Source organism: Micromonospora sp. NPDC047465 (assembly GCF_040643125.1).
Lineage (GTDB): Bacteria > Actinomycetota > Actinomycetes > Mycobacteriales > Micromonosporaceae > Micromonospora.
The window spans coordinates 229,064-245,207 of sequence record NZ_JBEYTP010000001.1; the positions used below are offsets into that span (position 1 = coordinate 229,064).

Here is a 16,144-nt window from a genome sequence, read left to right on the forward strand (position 1 = left end):
GGGCCGGCCCCGTCGTCTCGGGGGGGGGGGGGGGGGGGGGCGGCCCCCGGGACGGGCCGGGCCCGGGGCGCCGCACCGCGTCTCAGGCGGCGAGGCTGCCGCCGCTCCCGGACCGCGTCTCGGACACCGCGGCGGTGCCGGCGGCGGTCGCGCCGGGGTCGAGCCAGACCTGAACGGCGGGCCGGCCGTGCCCCTCGCCGGCGCCGCCTGCGACGCCCGGCTCGCGGCGGGCGAGCATGGCCACGTCGACGGTGAACTCGAACAGCCGCCAGTCGACCTGCGGCGCGGCCCGGTGGCTGCGGGCCAGCCGGGCGACCCGGGCCGGGTCGGTGACCGGCCGGGCGTGGCCGGCGACGTAGGCCTCGTCGTCACTCTCCTCCGGCGGGAAGGAGTGCAGGGCGTAGCGGCCGTCGCGTTCCAGGTCGCGCCGCTTCGGCGAGTCGACCACGAAGCAGAAGAGCCCCTCGTCGGTGATCACCGGAGAGACGGGATGGACCCGGGGCCCGCCGTCGGCGCGGACGGTGGCCAGGTAGCCGAAGCCCGGCCCGTACTGCTGCATGAGGGAGCGGATCCCGTCGGCGAGGCGGGGCTCGTCGGCGGCGAATTCGGACCAGGAAGCCATGCCGACATTCTATCGAACACGTGTACGAACATGTAGTCCGACACGCAGGTCACGCACATCGCTCGCTAAGGTGGTGCGATGCTGCTCTCCGACCGCGACCTGGTCTCCGAGATCAAGGCGGGCACGCTCGCGCTGGAGCCGTTCGAGCCCACGCTGGTGCAACCGTCCAGCATCGACGTCCGCCTGGACAAGCTCTTTCGGGTCTTCAACAACCATCTCTACACCCACATCGACCCGGCGATGCAGCAGGACGACCTGACGTCGATGGTCGAGGTGCCCGAGGGCGAGCCGTTCGTGCTGCACCCGGGCGAGTTCGTGCTCGCCTCGACGCTGGAGGTGATCTCCCTCGGCGACCAACTCGCCGGGCGGCTGGAGGGCAAGTCGAGCCTGGGACGGCTCGGCCTGCTCACCCACTCCACCGCGGGCTTCATCGACCCGGGCTTCTCCGGCCACGTGACGCTGGAGCTGTCCAACGTGGCCAACCTGCCCATCACCCTCTGGCCGGGCATGAAAATCGGTCAGCTCTGCATCTTCCGGCTCTCGTCGCCGGCCGAGCACCCGTACGGCTCGGCCGTCTACGGCTCGCGCTACCAGGGGCAGCGCGGCCCGACTCCGAGCCGCTCCTGGCAGCACTGGCGCACCTGGCCGACCCGCTGACCCGACGGTCGCCGTGAGGCGCGGGCCCTTCCGCCAGCGGGTGCGTCAGGAAGGGCCCGTTCCTCACCCGATCAGCCGGGGCGGCCGTAACTGTGGATCGGGCCGTCGTCGACCTTCTTCATCTTCACGGGCACCCCGGCTCGGGAGGCGTGCACCACCCAGCCCCCGCCGACGTACATGCCGACGTGGTGCAGGTCGCTGTAGTAGAAGACCAGGTCTCCCGGGCGCAGCTCGCCCCGGGTGACGGTCGCGGTGGCCCGGCGCTGCTGCGCGGCGTTGTGCGGCAGCGAGACCCCGGCCTTCGCCCAGGCGGCGAGCATCAGGCCCGAGCAGTCGTACGCGTTCGGGCCCTCGGCGCCCGAGACGTAGGGCTTGCCGATCTGGGCGCAGGCGAACTTGACCGCGGTGCCGGCCCCGCCACCCGGGTAGCTGGCCGGGCAGGGGGCGGGGCGCAGCGAACCGCCGCCGCCGCTGCCGTAGATCCGCAGCCGGAGCTTCTGCAGCCGGTCGATCTCGGCGTTGATCTGCTTCTTCTTCGCGGCGAGCTGGGCCTCCGTCCGGCCGAGTTGGACGACCATCTCGTCGAGCGGGGCCTTCTTCTCGGCCAGTCGGTCGCGCAACTCGGCGACCTGCCGCACGTCCTGCTGCTGGTGCTGGGCGAACCGGTCGAGCAGTTCGAGCTGGCCGACCATCTGGTCGGGCGAGCGGCTGCCCAGCAGGGCGTTGACGGCGGAGACGTTCTCGCCCTTGTAGGCGCGGACGGCCAGCGCGCTGACCTCCTCCATCGCCTGCTCGACCTGCCGTTCCAGGGGCTTGATCTGCTTGGCGAGGGCGTCGGCCTGCCTGCGTTTGGCGGCCAGGTCCTGGCGGGTGGCGTTGTGCCGTTCGATGATCGGTTCGAGCTTGTTCCAGTCCTCGTCGATCTGGCGCTCGATCTCGGCGACCGTCGGTTCGGCGTGGGCCGCCGTGGCGCCGCCGGTCAGGACGACGGCGAACGCGGCCAGGGCGGCGAGGGCGGTGGTGCAGCGGTACCAGCGTGGGCGCGGCGCAGCCGTCGTCGGGCCGGCGGGCGCCGACCGTGCCGACGGTGGCCGCGGGGCATGGTGTGCCACCGGGCTCCGTACTCCTTCTTCCCGTACCGCCTACCGGGTTAGCTGACGGGTTCGGGCGGGAAGGGGACGCCCTACCGCAGGTGCTGCGGATTCACCCCGGGTACCTGGGTCCCCGGCTCGCTCGGGAGCGACTCGGCGGTGTCGGACCGTTACCGCCCCGGATGGGCGGACTGTCGCCGGCCGACGAATGACCAGAGTAGAGACGGTCGTTATCGATCCGCAACCCATCGCGCCGTGACACACCGTATTCGTGTGGGCCGGTGGGAGCGCGTGACTCCGGGCGACGAAATTTTCCTTCTTCGGTAAGTGACGCATGGAAAGGTATTGACCGGAGGTGGCGCCCGGGGCGAAGGTGGCCCCACATTCGCCCGTCCGACCTGGGGGTCTGATGCACCTGTCAGCGACATCGAGGAGCAGACGCGTCCTGCTGGCCGCCGCCGTGGCGGCCGCCCTGGCGGCAACGCCGCTCACCGCCGCCGGAACCGCCGCCGCCGCGCCGACGACCGACCGGCAGCAGCAGTACGCCGCCGCGGCCGCGGAGTACGGCGTGCCGGAGAGCGTCCTGCTCGGAGTCTCCTACCTGCAGTCCCGCTGGAACACCAACGCCGGAACGCCGAGCACCAGCGGCGGCTTCGGACCGATGCACCTCACCGACGCGGAGTACGTCGCCGCACTGCCCGGGGGCACCCACCACGACGAGGGCACCGAGGACCCGCGGGGCGACGACTCCCGCCCGTCCCTGGCCGAGGCGCACGAGCCGCCGGCCGCCCAGCCTCCCGCCGAAGCCTCGCTGCGGACGCTCGACGCCGCCGCCGGGCTGACCGGCGCCAGCGAGGAGGCGCTGCGCACGGACGTCACGGCCAACATCCGGGGCGGCGCGGCGCTGCTGGCCGCGTACCAGAAGGAGATCGGCGCCCCGGTCGGCGCCGACACGGACCCGGCGGCCTGGTACGGCGCGGTGGCCCGGTACTCCGGCGCGGACAGCGCCGACGCCGCGGCGGCCTTCGCCAACGAGGTGTACGCCACCATCGGTGCCGGCGACAGCCGGCTGACCGACGACGGGCACCGCGTCACCCTCGCCGCCCGCGCGGTGCAGCCGGAACGCTCCTGGCTCGACCGGCTGGGCCTGCGCAAGGTCGCCCGGCCCGACGGGCTGGAGTGCCCCGACACGATCTCCTGCGAGTGGATCCCGGCGCCCTACGCGCAGTACGGCCCGACCGTGGGTGACTACGGCAACCACGACCTCGCCGACCGGCCGGCCCAGCAGAAGATCGAGTACATCGTCATCCACGACACCGAGGGCTACTTCGGGCCCAGCGTCAACCTGGTCAAGGACCCGAGGCGGGTGGGCTGGCACTACACCCTGCGCTCGGTGGACGGCCACATCGCCCAGCACATCAAGACCAAGAACGTCGGCTGGCACGCCGGCAACTGGTACGTGAACGCCAAGTCCATCGGCCTGGAGCACGAGGGCTTCGCGGGACACGGCACCTGGTACACCGAGGCGATGTACCGCACCTCCGCCAAGCTGGTCCGCCACCTGGCGCTGCGGTACAACATCCCGCTGGACCGGCAGCACATCATCGGTCACGACAACGTCCCCGGCACCGTCGCCTCGACCGTGCGCGGCATGCACTGGGACCCGGGCCCGTACTGGGACTGGTCGCACTACTTCGACCTGCTCAAGGCGCCGTTCACGTCGACCGGCACGCCGCACACGGGGCTGGTCACCATCGACCCGGACTTCGCCACCAACCAGCCGCAGTTCACCGGCTGCAACCGGCAGCCGCCCGGCGTGCCGAACCCGCCCCCGCCGGTGGCTCCCTGCCCGCTGCGCGGCTCGTCCGCGGTGATCCTGCACAGCGCGCCGAGCCACGACGCGCCGCTGGTCAACGACATCGCGCTGCGGCCCGACGGCACCCCGAACACCATGTACATCTCCGACCACGGCGCCCGGGCCTCCGCCGGGCAGACGTACGCCCTGGCCGAGGTGCGGGGGGACTGGACCGCGATCTGGTACCTCGGCCAGAAGGCGTGGTTCCACAACCCCGCCTCGAAGCCGACCGCGAAGTGGTCCGTCGGCTTCGTGGTGACCCCGAAGGACGGCAAGGCCACCATCCCGGTCTACGGCCGGGCGTACCCGGAGCAGGCCGCCTACCCGGCCGGCGTGCCCTACCAGCCGATCTCCCCGCTCCAGTACACCCTCTCGGCCGGCCAGCGGTACGCCGTCGGCACGGTGCTCCCCGGCGAGTACTACCGGGCCGTCACGTTCGACGGGTCGTCGCCGGGTGACTGGACGGTGATCCGCGGCGAGAACAGGTACGTGCAGGTCCAGTTCGGCCACCGCGTCATGTACGTCAACCTGGACGACGTGAACGTGCTGCCCTCCGCGTTGGGGGCGCCCCGCTGACCCACCGCTCGCCCGGACTGGCGCAGGCCGTCCCCGAGCACGACGAGGGCCCCCGGTCTACCCGACCGGGGGCCCTTCCGTGTGTGGTGCGGGATCAGCCGGGCCTGCGGAACCCGGCCACCGGCATCGTGTTGATGCTGGAGACGTTGACCGGCTTGCCGGCCCGGGGCGCGTGCACCATCTTGTCGTTGCCGAGATAGAGGCCGACGTGGTGCAGGTCGCTGAAGAAGAACACCAGGTCACCCGGGCGCGCCTCGGAGCGCGGGATGGCCTTGCCCTCGTTCCACTGCGCGCCGGTGAAGTGCGTCAGGTGGATGCCCGCCGCCTTGTAGGCGTACTGGGTCAGGCCCGAGCAGTCGAACGAGTTGGGGCCGGTGGCGCCCCAGACGTACGGGTCGCCGACCTGGGCGCAGGCGGTCTTGATGGCGGTCCGGGCCGCCTCGCTGACCACGCCGTTGATGGTCGGGCACTTCTCCGTCTTGACGGTGGTCACCGGCAGCGACGCCTCGAGCTTCTTGATGTCGGCGTCGATCTGCTTCTTCTTCGCCGCCAGGTCGTCCTGCTGCTTGGTCTGCGCCACGATCAGCGCGTCGAGCTTCTGTTTCTCCGCGTCGAACTTGTCGCGGACCTTGGTGACGCCCTCGAGCTGCTTGCGCTCCTGGGCGGCCAGCCGGTCCAGGAGGGTCAGCTGCTCGGTGAGCGTGTCCGGCTTGGCGCTGACCAGCAGCGCGCCGATCTCCTGCGACGGGCCGGAGATGTAGTAACGGGCGGCGAGGTCACCGACCCGGTCCATCGCCAGCTCGGTCTCCAGCGCCAACGGCTGGATCTTCTTCTGCAGGTCCGCCGACTTCTTGCGGTTGACCTTCAGCTGCGCCCGCACCTTGTTGTACTGCTCGATGGTGGGCTCGAGCTGCTCCCACTTCTTGTCGATCGCGGCCTCGATCTCGTCGACCGAGGGCTCGGCGTACGCGGGCGCGGCGAGCACACCGACGCCGACGACCGCGGCGGCGAGGAGGGTGAGCAGACGGTGGGCGGCCCGGCGCAGGCCACCCGGACGAGCAGACCGTCCCGGTGCGTGACGATGAGGGGGCATGGTTGCCACCGGCACCGACTCCTTTTGCAACCCGACCGCCGGGCGCCTCGCGCGAGGAAAGAGGGGCGAGACAGACGACCCGCAGCGGCCGGTGCCCAACATTAGGGAAGGCGCCGAGCGGAATCAAGGCGACCATCGTTCACATCACGCCTGCGCGATCGTCTGCGTACCAAGGGTGTCGGCCCGGTGACCGACGATGGCGGTCAATACGTCGTCCAACGTCACCACGCCGAGCGGCCGGCGGCCGTCGCTGACCAGCACCATGTGCCGCCGCTCGCGGCGCATCGACAGCAGCAGGTCGGCGAGCGTACGGTCCGGCGGCACCACCGCCAGCGGCCGGTAGACCTCCGCCGGCACCGGGGCGCGTCGGCTCACCCCGGCGTACCCGAGGACGTCCTTGACGTGCACGAAGCCGAGCACCCGGCGGGTGGACCGCTGCACCACCGGAAAGCGGGACCGACCCGTCCGGGTGGCCAGCACCTCCAGCGAGGCGGGCGAGACGTCCTCGGCGACGGTGGTCACCGTCGACCAGGGTTGGAGGGCGTCGGCGGCGGTCCGGCTGTGCAGGGCCAGCGCGCCGGTGATCCGGGCGTGCTCCCGGGCGTCGAGCAGCCCCTCCGTACGCGCCTGCGCCACCAGCCCGGCCAACTCCTCCGCCGTGAAGACCGTCTTCACCGCCTCGGTGGCCTCGATCCGCCACAGTCCCAGCACCCGGCGGGCCGCCCACTTCATCGCCAGCAGCAGCGGCTTGGTGGCCAGGCAGAACGCCAGCATCGCCGGCCCCAGCCAGAGCGCCGACAGCTCCGGCCCGGCCAGCGTGATGTTCTTCGGCACCATCTCGCCGACCACCGTGTGCAGGAAGACCACCACGCCGAGGGCGAGCACGAAGGCCACCGGGTGGACCGCCCGGTCGGGCAGCCCGGCGGCGTGGAACGCCGGCTCCAACAGGTGCGCCAGGGCCGGCTCGGCGATCGCGCCCAGCCCCAGCGAGCAGACGGTGATGCCGAGCTGCGCCCCGGCGATCATCAGCGGGATCTGGTTCATCGCCGACAGCGCCCAGCGGGCCCGCTTCGAGGTGGCCGCCATCGGCTCGACCACCGTGCGCCGGGACGCGATCAGCGCGAACTCACTGCCCACGAAGAACGCGTTGCCGAGCAGCAGCGCCATCGTGACCAGCAGCTCAGGCATCGTCGCCCGGCTCCTCGGGGCGAACCACCCGGACCTGCTCGATCCGGTGCCGTTCGACCTCGACGACGGTGAACTCGTAGCCGGACTCCTCGACCGTCTCGCCGGCCACCGGGATGTGCCCGAGCCGGGCCATCAGGAACCCGGCGAGCGTCTCGTACGGCCCCTCGGAGAGCCGGAAACCGGTCTGCTCGGCCAGCTCGTCGGAGCGCAGCACCCCGTCGACGAGGACGGTCCGCTCCCCGCCCGGCACGGTCAGCTCAACCGGACCGGCGTCGTCCACCGCGTCCGGGTCGAACTCGTCGGCGATCTCGCCGACCAGTTCCTCCACCAGGTCCTCGGTGGTGACCACCCCGTCGGTGCCGCCGTACTCGTCGACGACGATGGCGAGGTCGGCGCCGGCCACCCGGAGCGCGGCGAGCACCCCGTCGAGGTCCAGGCTCTCCGGGACGTACACCGGCTCGCGGGCCACCGACCCGACCGTGGTCGAGCCCCGCCTGGCCGGCGGCACACCCAGCGCGTCGGGCACCCCGGCGACGCCGGTCACGAGGTCGAGGGTCTCCTCGTACACCGGGAAGCGGGTGCGCCCGGTCTGCCGGGACAGCGCCAGCAGCTCGGCCACCGTGGCGGTGGCGCGCAGCGCGACGACGTCCACCCGCGGGGTCATCGCCTCGGCGGCCCGCTTGTCGCCGAAGCGGATGGTCCGGCGCAGCAGCATCGCGGTGTCCGGCGGCAGCGCGCCGGCCCGTGCCGAGATGGCAGCCAGCAGGCCCAGTTCCTCCGGCGAGCGGGCGCTGGCCAGTTCCTCCTGCGGCTCCACCCCCAGCACGCGGACCAGGCGGTTCGCCGAGTCGTTGAGCGCCCTGATCAGCCAGCCGAAGGTGCGGGAGAACGCGCGCATCGGGCCGGCGGTGGCCAGCGCGGTGGGCATCGGCCGGGCCAGCGCGAGGTTCTTCGGGACCAGCTCGCCGAAGAGCATGGAGAGCAGGGTGGCCAGGGCCAGGGCGAGGAGCGGGGTGAACCGGTCGGCGGCGTCCCCGGCGACCGGCCGCAGCAGCGGGGTGAACAGCCGGGCCAGCGCCGGCTCGGCCAGGTAGCCGGTGAGCAGGGCGGTGAGGGTGATGCCGAGCTGCGCCCCGGAGAGCTGGAAGGAGAGCTCCCGCAGCGCCCGGCGTACGGTCGCGGCCCGGCCCTCGCCCGAGGTCGCGCGGCGCTCGATCTCGGGCCGGTCCACGGTGACCAGGGCGAATTCGGCCGCGACGAAGAACGCGTTGCCGCCGGTCAGCAGCACGAACCCGACCAGGGGCAGCAGCGTGGTCAGCAGCAGGCCATCGATGCTCGTCTCACCTCGGCGCGATTCTCGCACGCCGGGCGCCGACTGGCCGAGATCGCCGCCGCCACCGGAACGACGTCGGCGGCGGCACCTCGCGGTGCCGCCGCCGACAAGCGTTCCAGGAGGTACGCGTCAGCCGGCGACCGGCGCGGTCTCCCTGTCGCCCGGCGCCTGCTCGGGCTTCACCGAGCGGAGCAGCACGCTGGCCACGTCGACGACCTCGACCTGCTCGCCGGCGCCCTTGCCGTTCACCCCGTCGTTGAGCATCGTCGAGCAGAACGGGCAGCCGACGGCGACCGTCCGCGCCCCGGTGGACATGGCCTCCTCGACCCGGTCCACGTTGATCCGCTTGCCGATCTTCTCCTCCATCCACATCCGGGCGCCGCCGGCGCCGCAGCAGAAGGAGCGCTCGCTGTTGCGCGGCATCTCGGTGAGCTCGCCGGCGATGGCGGTTCCCAGCACCTCGCGCGGCGGGGCGAACACCCGGTTGTGCCGGCCCAGGTAGCAGGGGTCGTGGTAGGTCACGCCGCCGTCGACCGGCTGCACCGGGGTGAGCTTGCCGGTGGCGACCAGGTGCGCCAGGAGCTGGGTGTGGTGGACCACCTCGAACTCGCCGCCGAGCTGGCCGTACTCGTTGCCCAGGGTGTTGAAGCAGTGCGGGCAGGTGGCGACGATCTTGCGCTTGCTCTTCTCCCGGCCCTCGAACGCCTCGTTGAGGGTCTCGACGTTCTGCTGGGCGAGCATCTGGAAGACGAACTCGTTGCCGATCCGGCGGGCCGGGTCGCCGGAGCAGGTCTCGCCCTCGCCGAGGATCGCGAACTTGACGCCCGCCTCGTTGAGCAGCGTGGCGACCGCCCGGGTGGTCTTCTTGGCCCGGTCCTCGAACGCGCCGGCGCAGCCGACCCAGAAGAGGTACTCGAAGTCGTCGACCTCGCCGACCCGCGGCACCTCGAAGTCCAGGCCCTTGGTCCAGTCCTCGCGGGTGTTCGGCGGGGCGCCCCACGGGTTGCCCTTGTTCTCCAGGTTGCGCAGCATCACGCCGGCCTCCGACGGGAAGCTCGACTCGATGAGCACCTGGTAGCGGCGCATGTCGACGATGTGGTCGACGTGCTCGATGTCGACCGGGCACTGCTCGACGCAGGCGCCGCAGGTGGTGCAGGACCAGAGCACGTCCGGGTCGATGACGCCGCCTTCCTCGGCCGTGCCGATCAGCGGCTTGTCGCCCTCTGCCAGGGCGAGCACGTCGACGTGGGCGAGCTGCGCGGCGGTGGCCTTCTCCTCGCCGGTCAGGTCCTTGCCGCCGCCGGCCAGCAGGTACGGCGCCTTGGCGTACGCGTGGTCGCGCAGGCTCAGCACCAGCAGCTTCGGCGACAGCGGCTTGCCCGTGTTCCAGGCGGGGCACTGCGACTGGCAGCGGCCGCACTCGGTGCAGGTGCTGAAGTCCAGCAGGCCCTTCCAGCTGAACTGCTCGACCTGGGCGACGCCGAACTGGTCCTTCTCCGGGTCGGCCTCCTCGAAGTCGAGCGGCTTGCCCTGGCTCGTCATCGGGCGCAGCGCGCCGAGGCCGGAGCCGGCGCGGCCCGGGTCGCGCTTGAAGAAGATGTTGAAGAAGGCGAGGAAACGGTGCCAGGCGACGCCCATGGTGACGTTGAGCGCGATCACGATGAGCCAGGTCATCGAGATGGCGATCTTGACCAGGGCGGCGATGCTGACGCCCGCGTCCCAGTTCGGCAGCACCCCGCCCACCGCGTGGCTGAGCGGGGTGGCCCAGATTGGGTACTCGAAGTGGTCGGTGGCGACCTTGAAGCCCCGGATGACGAAGCCCATGATCAGCACCGCGAGGACCACGGCCTCGACGAAGTACCCCTGCCACATGGTGGAGCCGGTGAACCGGGAGCGACCACCCGGCCGGGTCGGCCGGTTGCGGACCCGGATCCCGATCAGCACCAGGATGCCGACGATGCCCAGGATGCCGATCAGTTCGGTCACCGCGCCGTAGAGCGCCCAGCCGCCCACCAGGGGCAGCCCGCCGGTCGGGGAGACGACCTCGAAGTACGCCTCCAGCACCAGCAGCGACAGCACGATGAAGCCGACCATCACGAACCAGTGCGCCGCGCCCACCACGCTCCAGCGGAGCATGCGGGTGTGGCCGGCGGTCTCCGCCAGCATGGTCTTCGTGCGGGTGCCCTTGTCGCCGAACCGGGTCGGGTCCGGCTGACCCAGCCGGACGACGGCCACCATCTTCATGACCGCGCGTACCGCAAGCCACACCGCCACGGCGGTGATGGCGAACGCGAGGATCGTGGTGACGATCTGGACGCTGCCCATCGAGTTGGCCTCCCGGTCTGCTGCCTGTCGAGCGGCTCGGCGACCGGGGCCGGATCAGGGGGCGGTCGGCGAGCCGCCGCCACCGCACCCTCGACCGGACCGGTCGATGACCTCGCTCCGCTCGGTCATGCAATGCAGCCTACGCGCAAGGTTACCCAGCGGTAACGTGAGTCATCTCGCACTCCGGCCGCGCCGCCCTGCGCACACCATAGGTGGCCCGACCCGAAACCGCCGGGCAGGGTCTCCGCCGAGTGACACGCTCACCTGCGGCACCGCCCCGGGCGGCCCCCGGCGGGGCCGGATCGGGCGCCCGGGAGAGTGGTCGACGGCTCGGGTGCCGACCGGCGCACGGCTGCACCGAGAGGCTGGCGACCGCGACGGCTGCACCGAGAGGCGCGCACCGCACGGTTGCACCGAGCCGAGAGCGGCTCGGGTGGCCCGGCGCCAGGCGGTCGCCGGGCGGGGCCGCTCAGCGCCAGCGGGAGAGCAGGATCAGGGAGGCGACCATCGCGCCGAAGCCCACCGCGAGGTTCCAGTAACCCCACGACATGACCGGGTACTCCTGCTCGGAGAGGTAGTAGACCACCAGCCAGCCGATGCCGAAGACGATGAGGCTGACCGCCGAGATCGGCAGCCACACCGGGCTAGGCTTGCGCGTCGCCGCCGTCGCCGTCGGGCGGACGTCCGTCGGCGGGGTGTACACCTTCTTCTTGCGGACCTGAGACTTGGGCACGACGCTCTCCAGAGGGGGTGACGACCTCGTCCGGCCTGACAACCGGGCGCGGGGGCGACGGTCCATGGCCAATAATGTTCGACAGCTAGCGTAGTCCCGAAGACCCGTCCAAGCCACGAATGGGGTCAGGCCGGTGCTCGGAGTGACCGAAAAAGGCGGGACTGTTCGGGTCGCCGCACCGGCCCGCCACCTCGCGGGCTGAACCAGACGACGGGGAAGGAACGCTCGGTGGAGTACACATCCGGCGCGGCATCCTGGCGGAAGGTGCTCCGGCGGGTGGTCGCCGGCCTCCTGCCACGGCGACCGCGGCAGCGCCGACCGGGCTGGTCAATCGGGGTGCCGCTGATCGCCGCCGCGGCCGGGCTGCTCTTCACCACCACGGCGACCACCGCCGGCGGCACCGCCCTACGCGAGGACCGGCGCCCCCAGCTCAACCAGCTCATCGAGGACCGCCGCGCGGAGGTGGCGGTCGGCGAACAGCGCGCCGCCGCGCTGCGCGGGGAGGTCGAGGACCGCACCACGGCGTTGGCCAGCTCGGACGGCCCCATCAAGGAGCAGCAGGACCGGGCGGCCGCCAGCCGGGAGGCCGCCGGATTCACCGCGCTCAGCGGCCCCGGGGTGACGGTGGAACTCAACGACGCGCCCCGCCGCAACGACGGGACCCTGCCCGCCGGGGCAACCAACGACGACCTGGTCGTCCACCAGGGGGACGTGCAGGCCGTGGTGAACGCCCTCTGGGCGGGTGGCGCCGAGGCCATGTCCATCATGAACGTCCGCGTGCTGTCGACCAGCGCGGTACGCTGCGTCGGTAACACCCTGCTGCTGCACGGCCGGGTGTACTCCCCTCCATTCAAGATCGTAGCAATCGGCGATCCCGCTGCCCTTCAGCGGGCCCTCGCCGACTCCGAGGGAGTCCGGTTGTTCAGGGACCTGGTCGACGACTACAAGCTCGGCTACAAGGAGACCGTCTCCACCGTCGCCGTGCCGGCGTTCGAGGATTCGACGACGCTCCGGTCGGCGGCGGTGCCACGGTGACCCGCGACGACTGGCCGGAGGAGCCCGACGGCCGGCACCGCGACCACGGTGACGGCCCGACGGAGTTCCTGCCCAAGGTCAATCGTCCCGCCCCGGCCGGAGCCTGGCCGGAGCCGACGCTGCCGCCCCGCTCCCCGGCGCCGCGCCCGCATGGTCCCGGCCCGTCGGTCGGCGACGGCCGCCCGGCCGGCGGCCCACCCGCCGAATGGGCGCGCGCCGCGTCCGACCCCGCCCGTTTCGCCGGGCCCGCCCGCCCCGCCGATTCCGCCCGGCCCGGCGACCCGGCGCGCCCGGGCGGCCCCGCGCGGGAGCCCGGCCGTCCCGCGAACCCCGGCCGGTTCGTCCCTGGCGCCGACCAGGCCCGCACCACCGTCAACCCGGCCCGGCCCGCCGACCCGGACCGCCTCGGGCCCGGTCGCCCCGGCCCCGCCGACCACAGCCCTGCCGGCTTCGGCCGCCCAGACCCCGTGGACTTCGGCCCCACCGACTTCGGCCGCCCCGGCCCCGCAAACCACGGCCGCCCCGGCCCCGCAGACCATGGCCGCCCCGGCCCCGCAGACCATGGCCCTGCCGGCTTCGGCCGCCCCGGCCCCGCAGACCACGGCCGCCCCGGTCTCGGCGACTTCGGCCCATCCGCCGGCCGCTCAGACGGCGAATCGCCGGCCCGTCCCGTGGACTTCGGCCCGCCCACCGGGGCCGCCGGCCGTGGTGCCCCCGCCCCACCACCGTGGTCGGGCGCCGGCCAGCTCCGGCCGGCCGCTCCGCCGCACCCGGCGCCGCCGGCCGGTCCCGTCGGGCAGCCGGACGCCACCCGGGCGTCCGGGCAGGGCGGCGAACGGTCGCTCCGTCCGCCCGTGGACCGCGCCGTCGCCCAGGGCGACCGGCCGACCACCGACGGGCCGACCGCCTTCATCCCGAAGAGCGGCGCGGCTGTCGGGGGGCCGTCCGCCCCGGCGTCGCCGACCGTCCCCGACCGCTCGGCCGACCCCGGGGCCACCGCCGTGATCCCGGCCGTCCCCGGGCGTACGCCGGCCGGCTCGGCGGCCTTGTTCGAGTCGACCGCCCTGATGGGGGCCGTGCCGCGCCCCCCGAAGACGGACGAACCCGACGTCCCCGACGTCGGCGCCGAGCAGCCCCGGCCACGCCGGGGCGAACGGGTCGTCCAGCTCCGGCCGGAGCAGACCGGCGAGGGCTACAAGAGCGTCTACTCGGAGCTGACCCGGCCGTCGCTGGGCTCCCGGCTGCGCGCCGGCATCCGGGTCACCGGCGAGGTGCTGATCACCTTCGGCATGGTGGTGCTGCTCTTCGCCGGCTACGAGGTGTGGGGCAAGTCGGCGATCGTCGACGCCCACCAGAACGACCTCAGCCAGCAGTTGGCGCAGGCGTGGGGGCCGGACGGCGACCCGACCGTGGCGCCGTCGGCCAGCACGTCCACCAAGCCGAACCCGCCGGTGCAGGGCAAGCCGATGGCGGGGCTCTACATCCCCAAGCTGGACAAGAACTGGGTCGTGGTCGAGGGCGTGACCCAGAAGGACATCCGGTACGCGCCCGGCCACTACCCGTCCAGCGCCCTGCCGGGCCAGGTGGGCAACTTCTCCGTCGCCGGGCACCGCAACCGCGCCACCTTCTGGCGACTTGACGAGCTGAACGACGGCGACGCCATCGTGGTGGAGAGCAAGACCGACTGGTACGTCTACAAGGTGAGCCAGAGCCGGATCGTCCGGCCCACCCAGGTCGAGGTGGTGGCGCCCGTGCCGGGCAAGCCGGGGGTGAAGCCGACCAAGTCGATGCTCACCCTGACCACGTGCAACCCGAAGTTCGACAACTACCAGCGCCTGATCATCCACGCCGAGTTGGCGCGTACCCAGCCGAAGTCGGCGGGTCGCCCGGCGGAACTGGGAGGCTAGGCGGTGTACGGCTGGATCTGGCGCAAGCTCCCCTTCGGGCTGCCCGGCAAGCTCGTCGGCAGCCTGCTGATCGCCAGCGCGATGGTGGCCCTGCTCTGGTACGTGGTCTTCCCCTGGGCCGAGCCCCTGCTGCCCTTCGACGACGTGCAGGTCACCCAGGAATCCGGCGAACCCGGCGACGTCGGCGTGGTGCCCGGCGACGGGGAGGGAACGCCCGGCGACGGGCACGACCTGCCGTACGACACCGAACGGAACAACACCCCGCCCCCCTCCCCGGACGAGTGAGCCCCCTGATGCGTGTCCTGGTGATCGACAACTACGACTCGTTCGTGTTCAACCTCGTGCAGTATCTTGGCCAGCTCGGCGTGGACTGCGAGGTCCGGCGCAACGACGAGATCGACGTCGCCGAGGTGGGCAGGGCCGGCGCGGCCGGCGTCCTGTTGTCGCCCGGTCCGGGCAGCCCCGACCGGGCCGGCATCTGCCTCGACGTCATCCGCCGGTACGCGGGCGAGCTGCCGATCTTCGGCGTGTGCCTGGGGCACCAGGCGATCGGCGAGGCGTTCGGCGCCACGGTGACCCGCGCCCCCGAGCTGCTGCACGGCAAGACCTCCGAGGTCCGCCACCAGGGCGTCGGAGTGCTCGCCGGCCTGCCGGACCCGTTCACCGCCACCCGCTACCACTCGCTCGCGGTGCTGCCCGAGACGCTGCCCGAGGAGCTGGAGGTCACCGGCTGGACCGGCTCCGGGGTGGTGATGGCGATGCGCCACCGGACGCTGCCGATCGAGGGCGTCCAGTTCCACCCCGAGTCCGTGCTCACCGAGGGCGGCCACCTGATGCTGGCGAACTGGCTCGCCGCCTGCGGTCACCCGGAGGCGCTGGAGCGGGCCCCGGAGCTGGCCGCCGAGGTGGACGCGCGCCGCCGCGCCGCCTTCGCCGCCGGCTGAGCCGGCAGGACTGTCCGCGCCGAAACCGACCCCGACGGGAACCCGCGAAGGGCGTGATCAGCCCTTCAGCGCGTCCTGCACCGCCGGGTCCGCCGGCGAGCGGACCGCGGGCGGCCTGCGTCGCACCGCGTCCCATGCCGCCTTGCCGCTGGCGAAGTAGTCCCGGACCGTTTTCCCGACGAGCAGGGCGGGCCCGCAGCCGGGACAGCGAGCTGTCACACCCTCGGCGTCGAGGCCGAGGTGTCGGCACAGCGTGACCGCCCGGGACAGGTGGTAGGACTGGGTCACGATCAGGGCCCGCTCGATCCCGTACACGTCGCGCGCCCGGGCACAGCTGTCGTACGTGTCCAGCCCGAACGGGTCGGCCACGACGCGGCGCGGATCGACGCCCAGCCGCCCGGTCAGGTAGGAGGTCATCACCGCCGGCTCGTCACCGGAGGTGCCACCCCCGTCGCCCGACACGAGGATCACCCGCGCCCGCCCGCTGTGCACCAGTTCGGCGGCGGTTTCGAGGCGGCCGGTGAGCCGCTCGCCCGGTTGGCGTCGGTCCGCCGCCACCGCGGTGCCCAGGACGATCACGACGTCGGCGGCCGGCGCCCCGGCCTCGTCGTACGCGTGGCCGCGGGCGGCGACCGTCGTCCACAGCCAGGGAAGGCTGGCGAGCAGCAGCGCGGCCAGGGCGAGAACCGCCGCGCGGGTCAGACGTCGCCGCCACCGGTTCGCCCGACCCTCCGGGTCCGTCGCCCCCCTCACGGGTAACGCCCGGCGGGAACCCTCGCATCCAC

14 protein-coding genes and 1 riboswitch are annotated in these 16,144 nt (G+C 72.8%); of the genes, 6 read left to right on the forward strand and 8 right to left on the reverse strand.

Going from position 1 to position 16,144, the window contains the following annotated elements:
- Positions 1 to 82: 82 nt before the first annotated feature.
- Positions 83 to 622 (reverse strand): pyridoxamine 5'-phosphate oxidase family protein, encoded by a 540-nt coding sequence (locus ABZ793_RS01180; RefSeq protein ID WP_357450010.1) that lies wholly within the window; start codon positions 620 to 622, stop codon positions 83 to 85.
- 78 nt (positions 623 to 700) lie between these two features.
- On the opposite strand from ABZ793_RS01180, the gene dcd reads away from it, so the two are divergent.
- A complete protein-coding gene (gene dcd, locus ABZ793_RS01185; protein WP_350683119.1) occupies positions 701 to 1,279 on the forward strand; it encodes a dCTP deaminase in 579 nt (192 codons plus the stop codon).
- 71 nt (positions 1,280 to 1,350) lie between these two features.
- Here dcd and ABZ793_RS01190 read toward each other — a convergent pair whose 3' ends face one another.
- A complete protein-coding gene (locus tag ABZ793_RS01190; protein WP_357450014.1) occupies positions 1,351 to 2,391 on the reverse strand; it encodes an NlpC/P60 family protein in 1,041 nt (346 codons plus the stop codon).
- 12 nt (positions 2,392 to 2,403) lie between these two features.
- A riboswitch (cyclic di-AMP (ydaO/yuaA leader) is annotated at positions 2,404 to 2,539 on the reverse strand.
- Between the two features lie 240 nt (positions 2,540 to 2,779).
- Between ABZ793_RS01190 and ABZ793_RS01195 the strand changes: the two genes are divergently transcribed.
- On the forward strand, positions 2,780 to 4,801 hold the full coding sequence (locus ABZ793_RS01195) for a peptidoglycan recognition family protein (RefSeq protein ID WP_357450017.1): 2,022 nt from the start codon (positions 2,780 to 2,782) through the stop codon (positions 4,799 to 4,801).
- Positions 4,802 to 4,895: 94 nt separating this feature from the next.
- Here the strand turns inward: ABZ793_RS01195 and ABZ793_RS01200 are convergent, their stop codons facing one another.
- The 5 genes from ABZ793_RS01200 to ABZ793_RS01220 form a co-directional block, all read right to left on the reverse strand.
- A complete protein-coding gene (locus ABZ793_RS01200) occupies positions 4,896 to 5,909 on the reverse strand; it encodes an NlpC/P60 family protein (RefSeq protein ID WP_357450020.1) in 1,014 nt (337 codons plus the stop codon).
- A 129-nt stretch (positions 5,910 to 6,038) separates the two neighbouring features.
- Positions 6,039 to 7,082 (reverse strand): hemolysin family protein, encoded by a 1,044-nt coding sequence (locus ABZ793_RS01205; protein ID WP_357450023.1) that lies wholly within the window; start codon positions 7,080 to 7,082, stop codon positions 6,039 to 6,041.
- The gene (locus ABZ793_RS01210; protein WP_357450612.1) at positions 7,075 to 8,388 is read right to left on the reverse strand and encodes a hemolysin family protein; all 1,314 of its coding nucleotides are present in this window, start codon (positions 8,386 to 8,388) and stop codon (positions 7,075 to 7,077) included. Before ABZ793_RS01210 ends, ABZ793_RS01205 begins: the two co-directional genes overlap by 8 nt.
- A 156-nt stretch (positions 8,389 to 8,544) precedes the next feature.
- On the reverse strand, positions 8,545 to 10,740 hold the full coding sequence (locus ABZ793_RS01215; protein ID WP_357450026.1) for a (Fe-S)-binding protein: 2,196 nt from the start codon (positions 10,738 to 10,740) through the stop codon (positions 8,545 to 8,547).
- A gap of 469 nt (positions 10,741 to 11,209) precedes the next feature.
- Entirely contained in the window at positions 11,210 to 11,473 is a 264-nt protein-coding gene (locus tag ABZ793_RS01220; RefSeq protein WP_350702307.1) for a cell division protein CrgA, read from the reverse strand.
- 228 nt (positions 11,474 to 11,701) lie between these two features.
- Here ABZ793_RS01220 and ABZ793_RS01225 point away from each other — a divergent pair, with 228 nt between their 5' ends.
- The 4 genes from ABZ793_RS01225 to ABZ793_RS01240 all read left to right on the forward strand — a co-directional run bounded on the left by ABZ793_RS01225 (position 11,702) and on the right by ABZ793_RS01240 (position 15,359).
- Positions 11,702 to 12,508, forward strand: a complete 807-nt coding sequence (locus ABZ793_RS01225; protein WP_357450030.1) for a DUF881 domain-containing protein — start codon at positions 11,702 to 11,704, stop codon at positions 12,506 to 12,508.
- A gap of 854 nt (positions 12,509 to 13,362) precedes the next feature.
- Positions 13,363 to 14,415 (forward strand): class E sortase, encoded by a 1,053-nt coding sequence (locus ABZ793_RS01230; protein ID WP_357450033.1) that lies wholly within the window; start codon positions 13,363 to 13,365, stop codon positions 14,413 to 14,415.
- A gap of 3 nt (positions 14,416 to 14,418) precedes the next feature.
- Positions 14,419 to 14,700, forward strand: a complete 282-nt coding sequence (locus tag ABZ793_RS01235) for a hypothetical protein (protein ID WP_357450036.1) — start codon at positions 14,419 to 14,421, stop codon at positions 14,698 to 14,700.
- 8 nt (positions 14,701 to 14,708) lie between these two features.
- Positions 14,709 to 15,359, forward strand: a complete 651-nt coding sequence (locus tag ABZ793_RS01240) for an aminodeoxychorismate/anthranilate synthase component II (protein ID WP_357450039.1) — start codon at positions 14,709 to 14,711, stop codon at positions 15,357 to 15,359.
- A gap of 57 nt (positions 15,360 to 15,416) precedes the next feature.
- Here the strand turns inward: ABZ793_RS01240 and ABZ793_RS01245 are convergent, their stop codons facing one another.
- Complete coding sequence (locus ABZ793_RS01245) at positions 15,417 to 16,112, reverse strand: ElyC/SanA/YdcF family protein (RefSeq protein WP_357450042.1); 696 nt, start codon at positions 16,110 to 16,112, stop codon at positions 15,417 to 15,419.
- Positions 16,113 to 16,144: the final 32 nt, after the last annotated feature.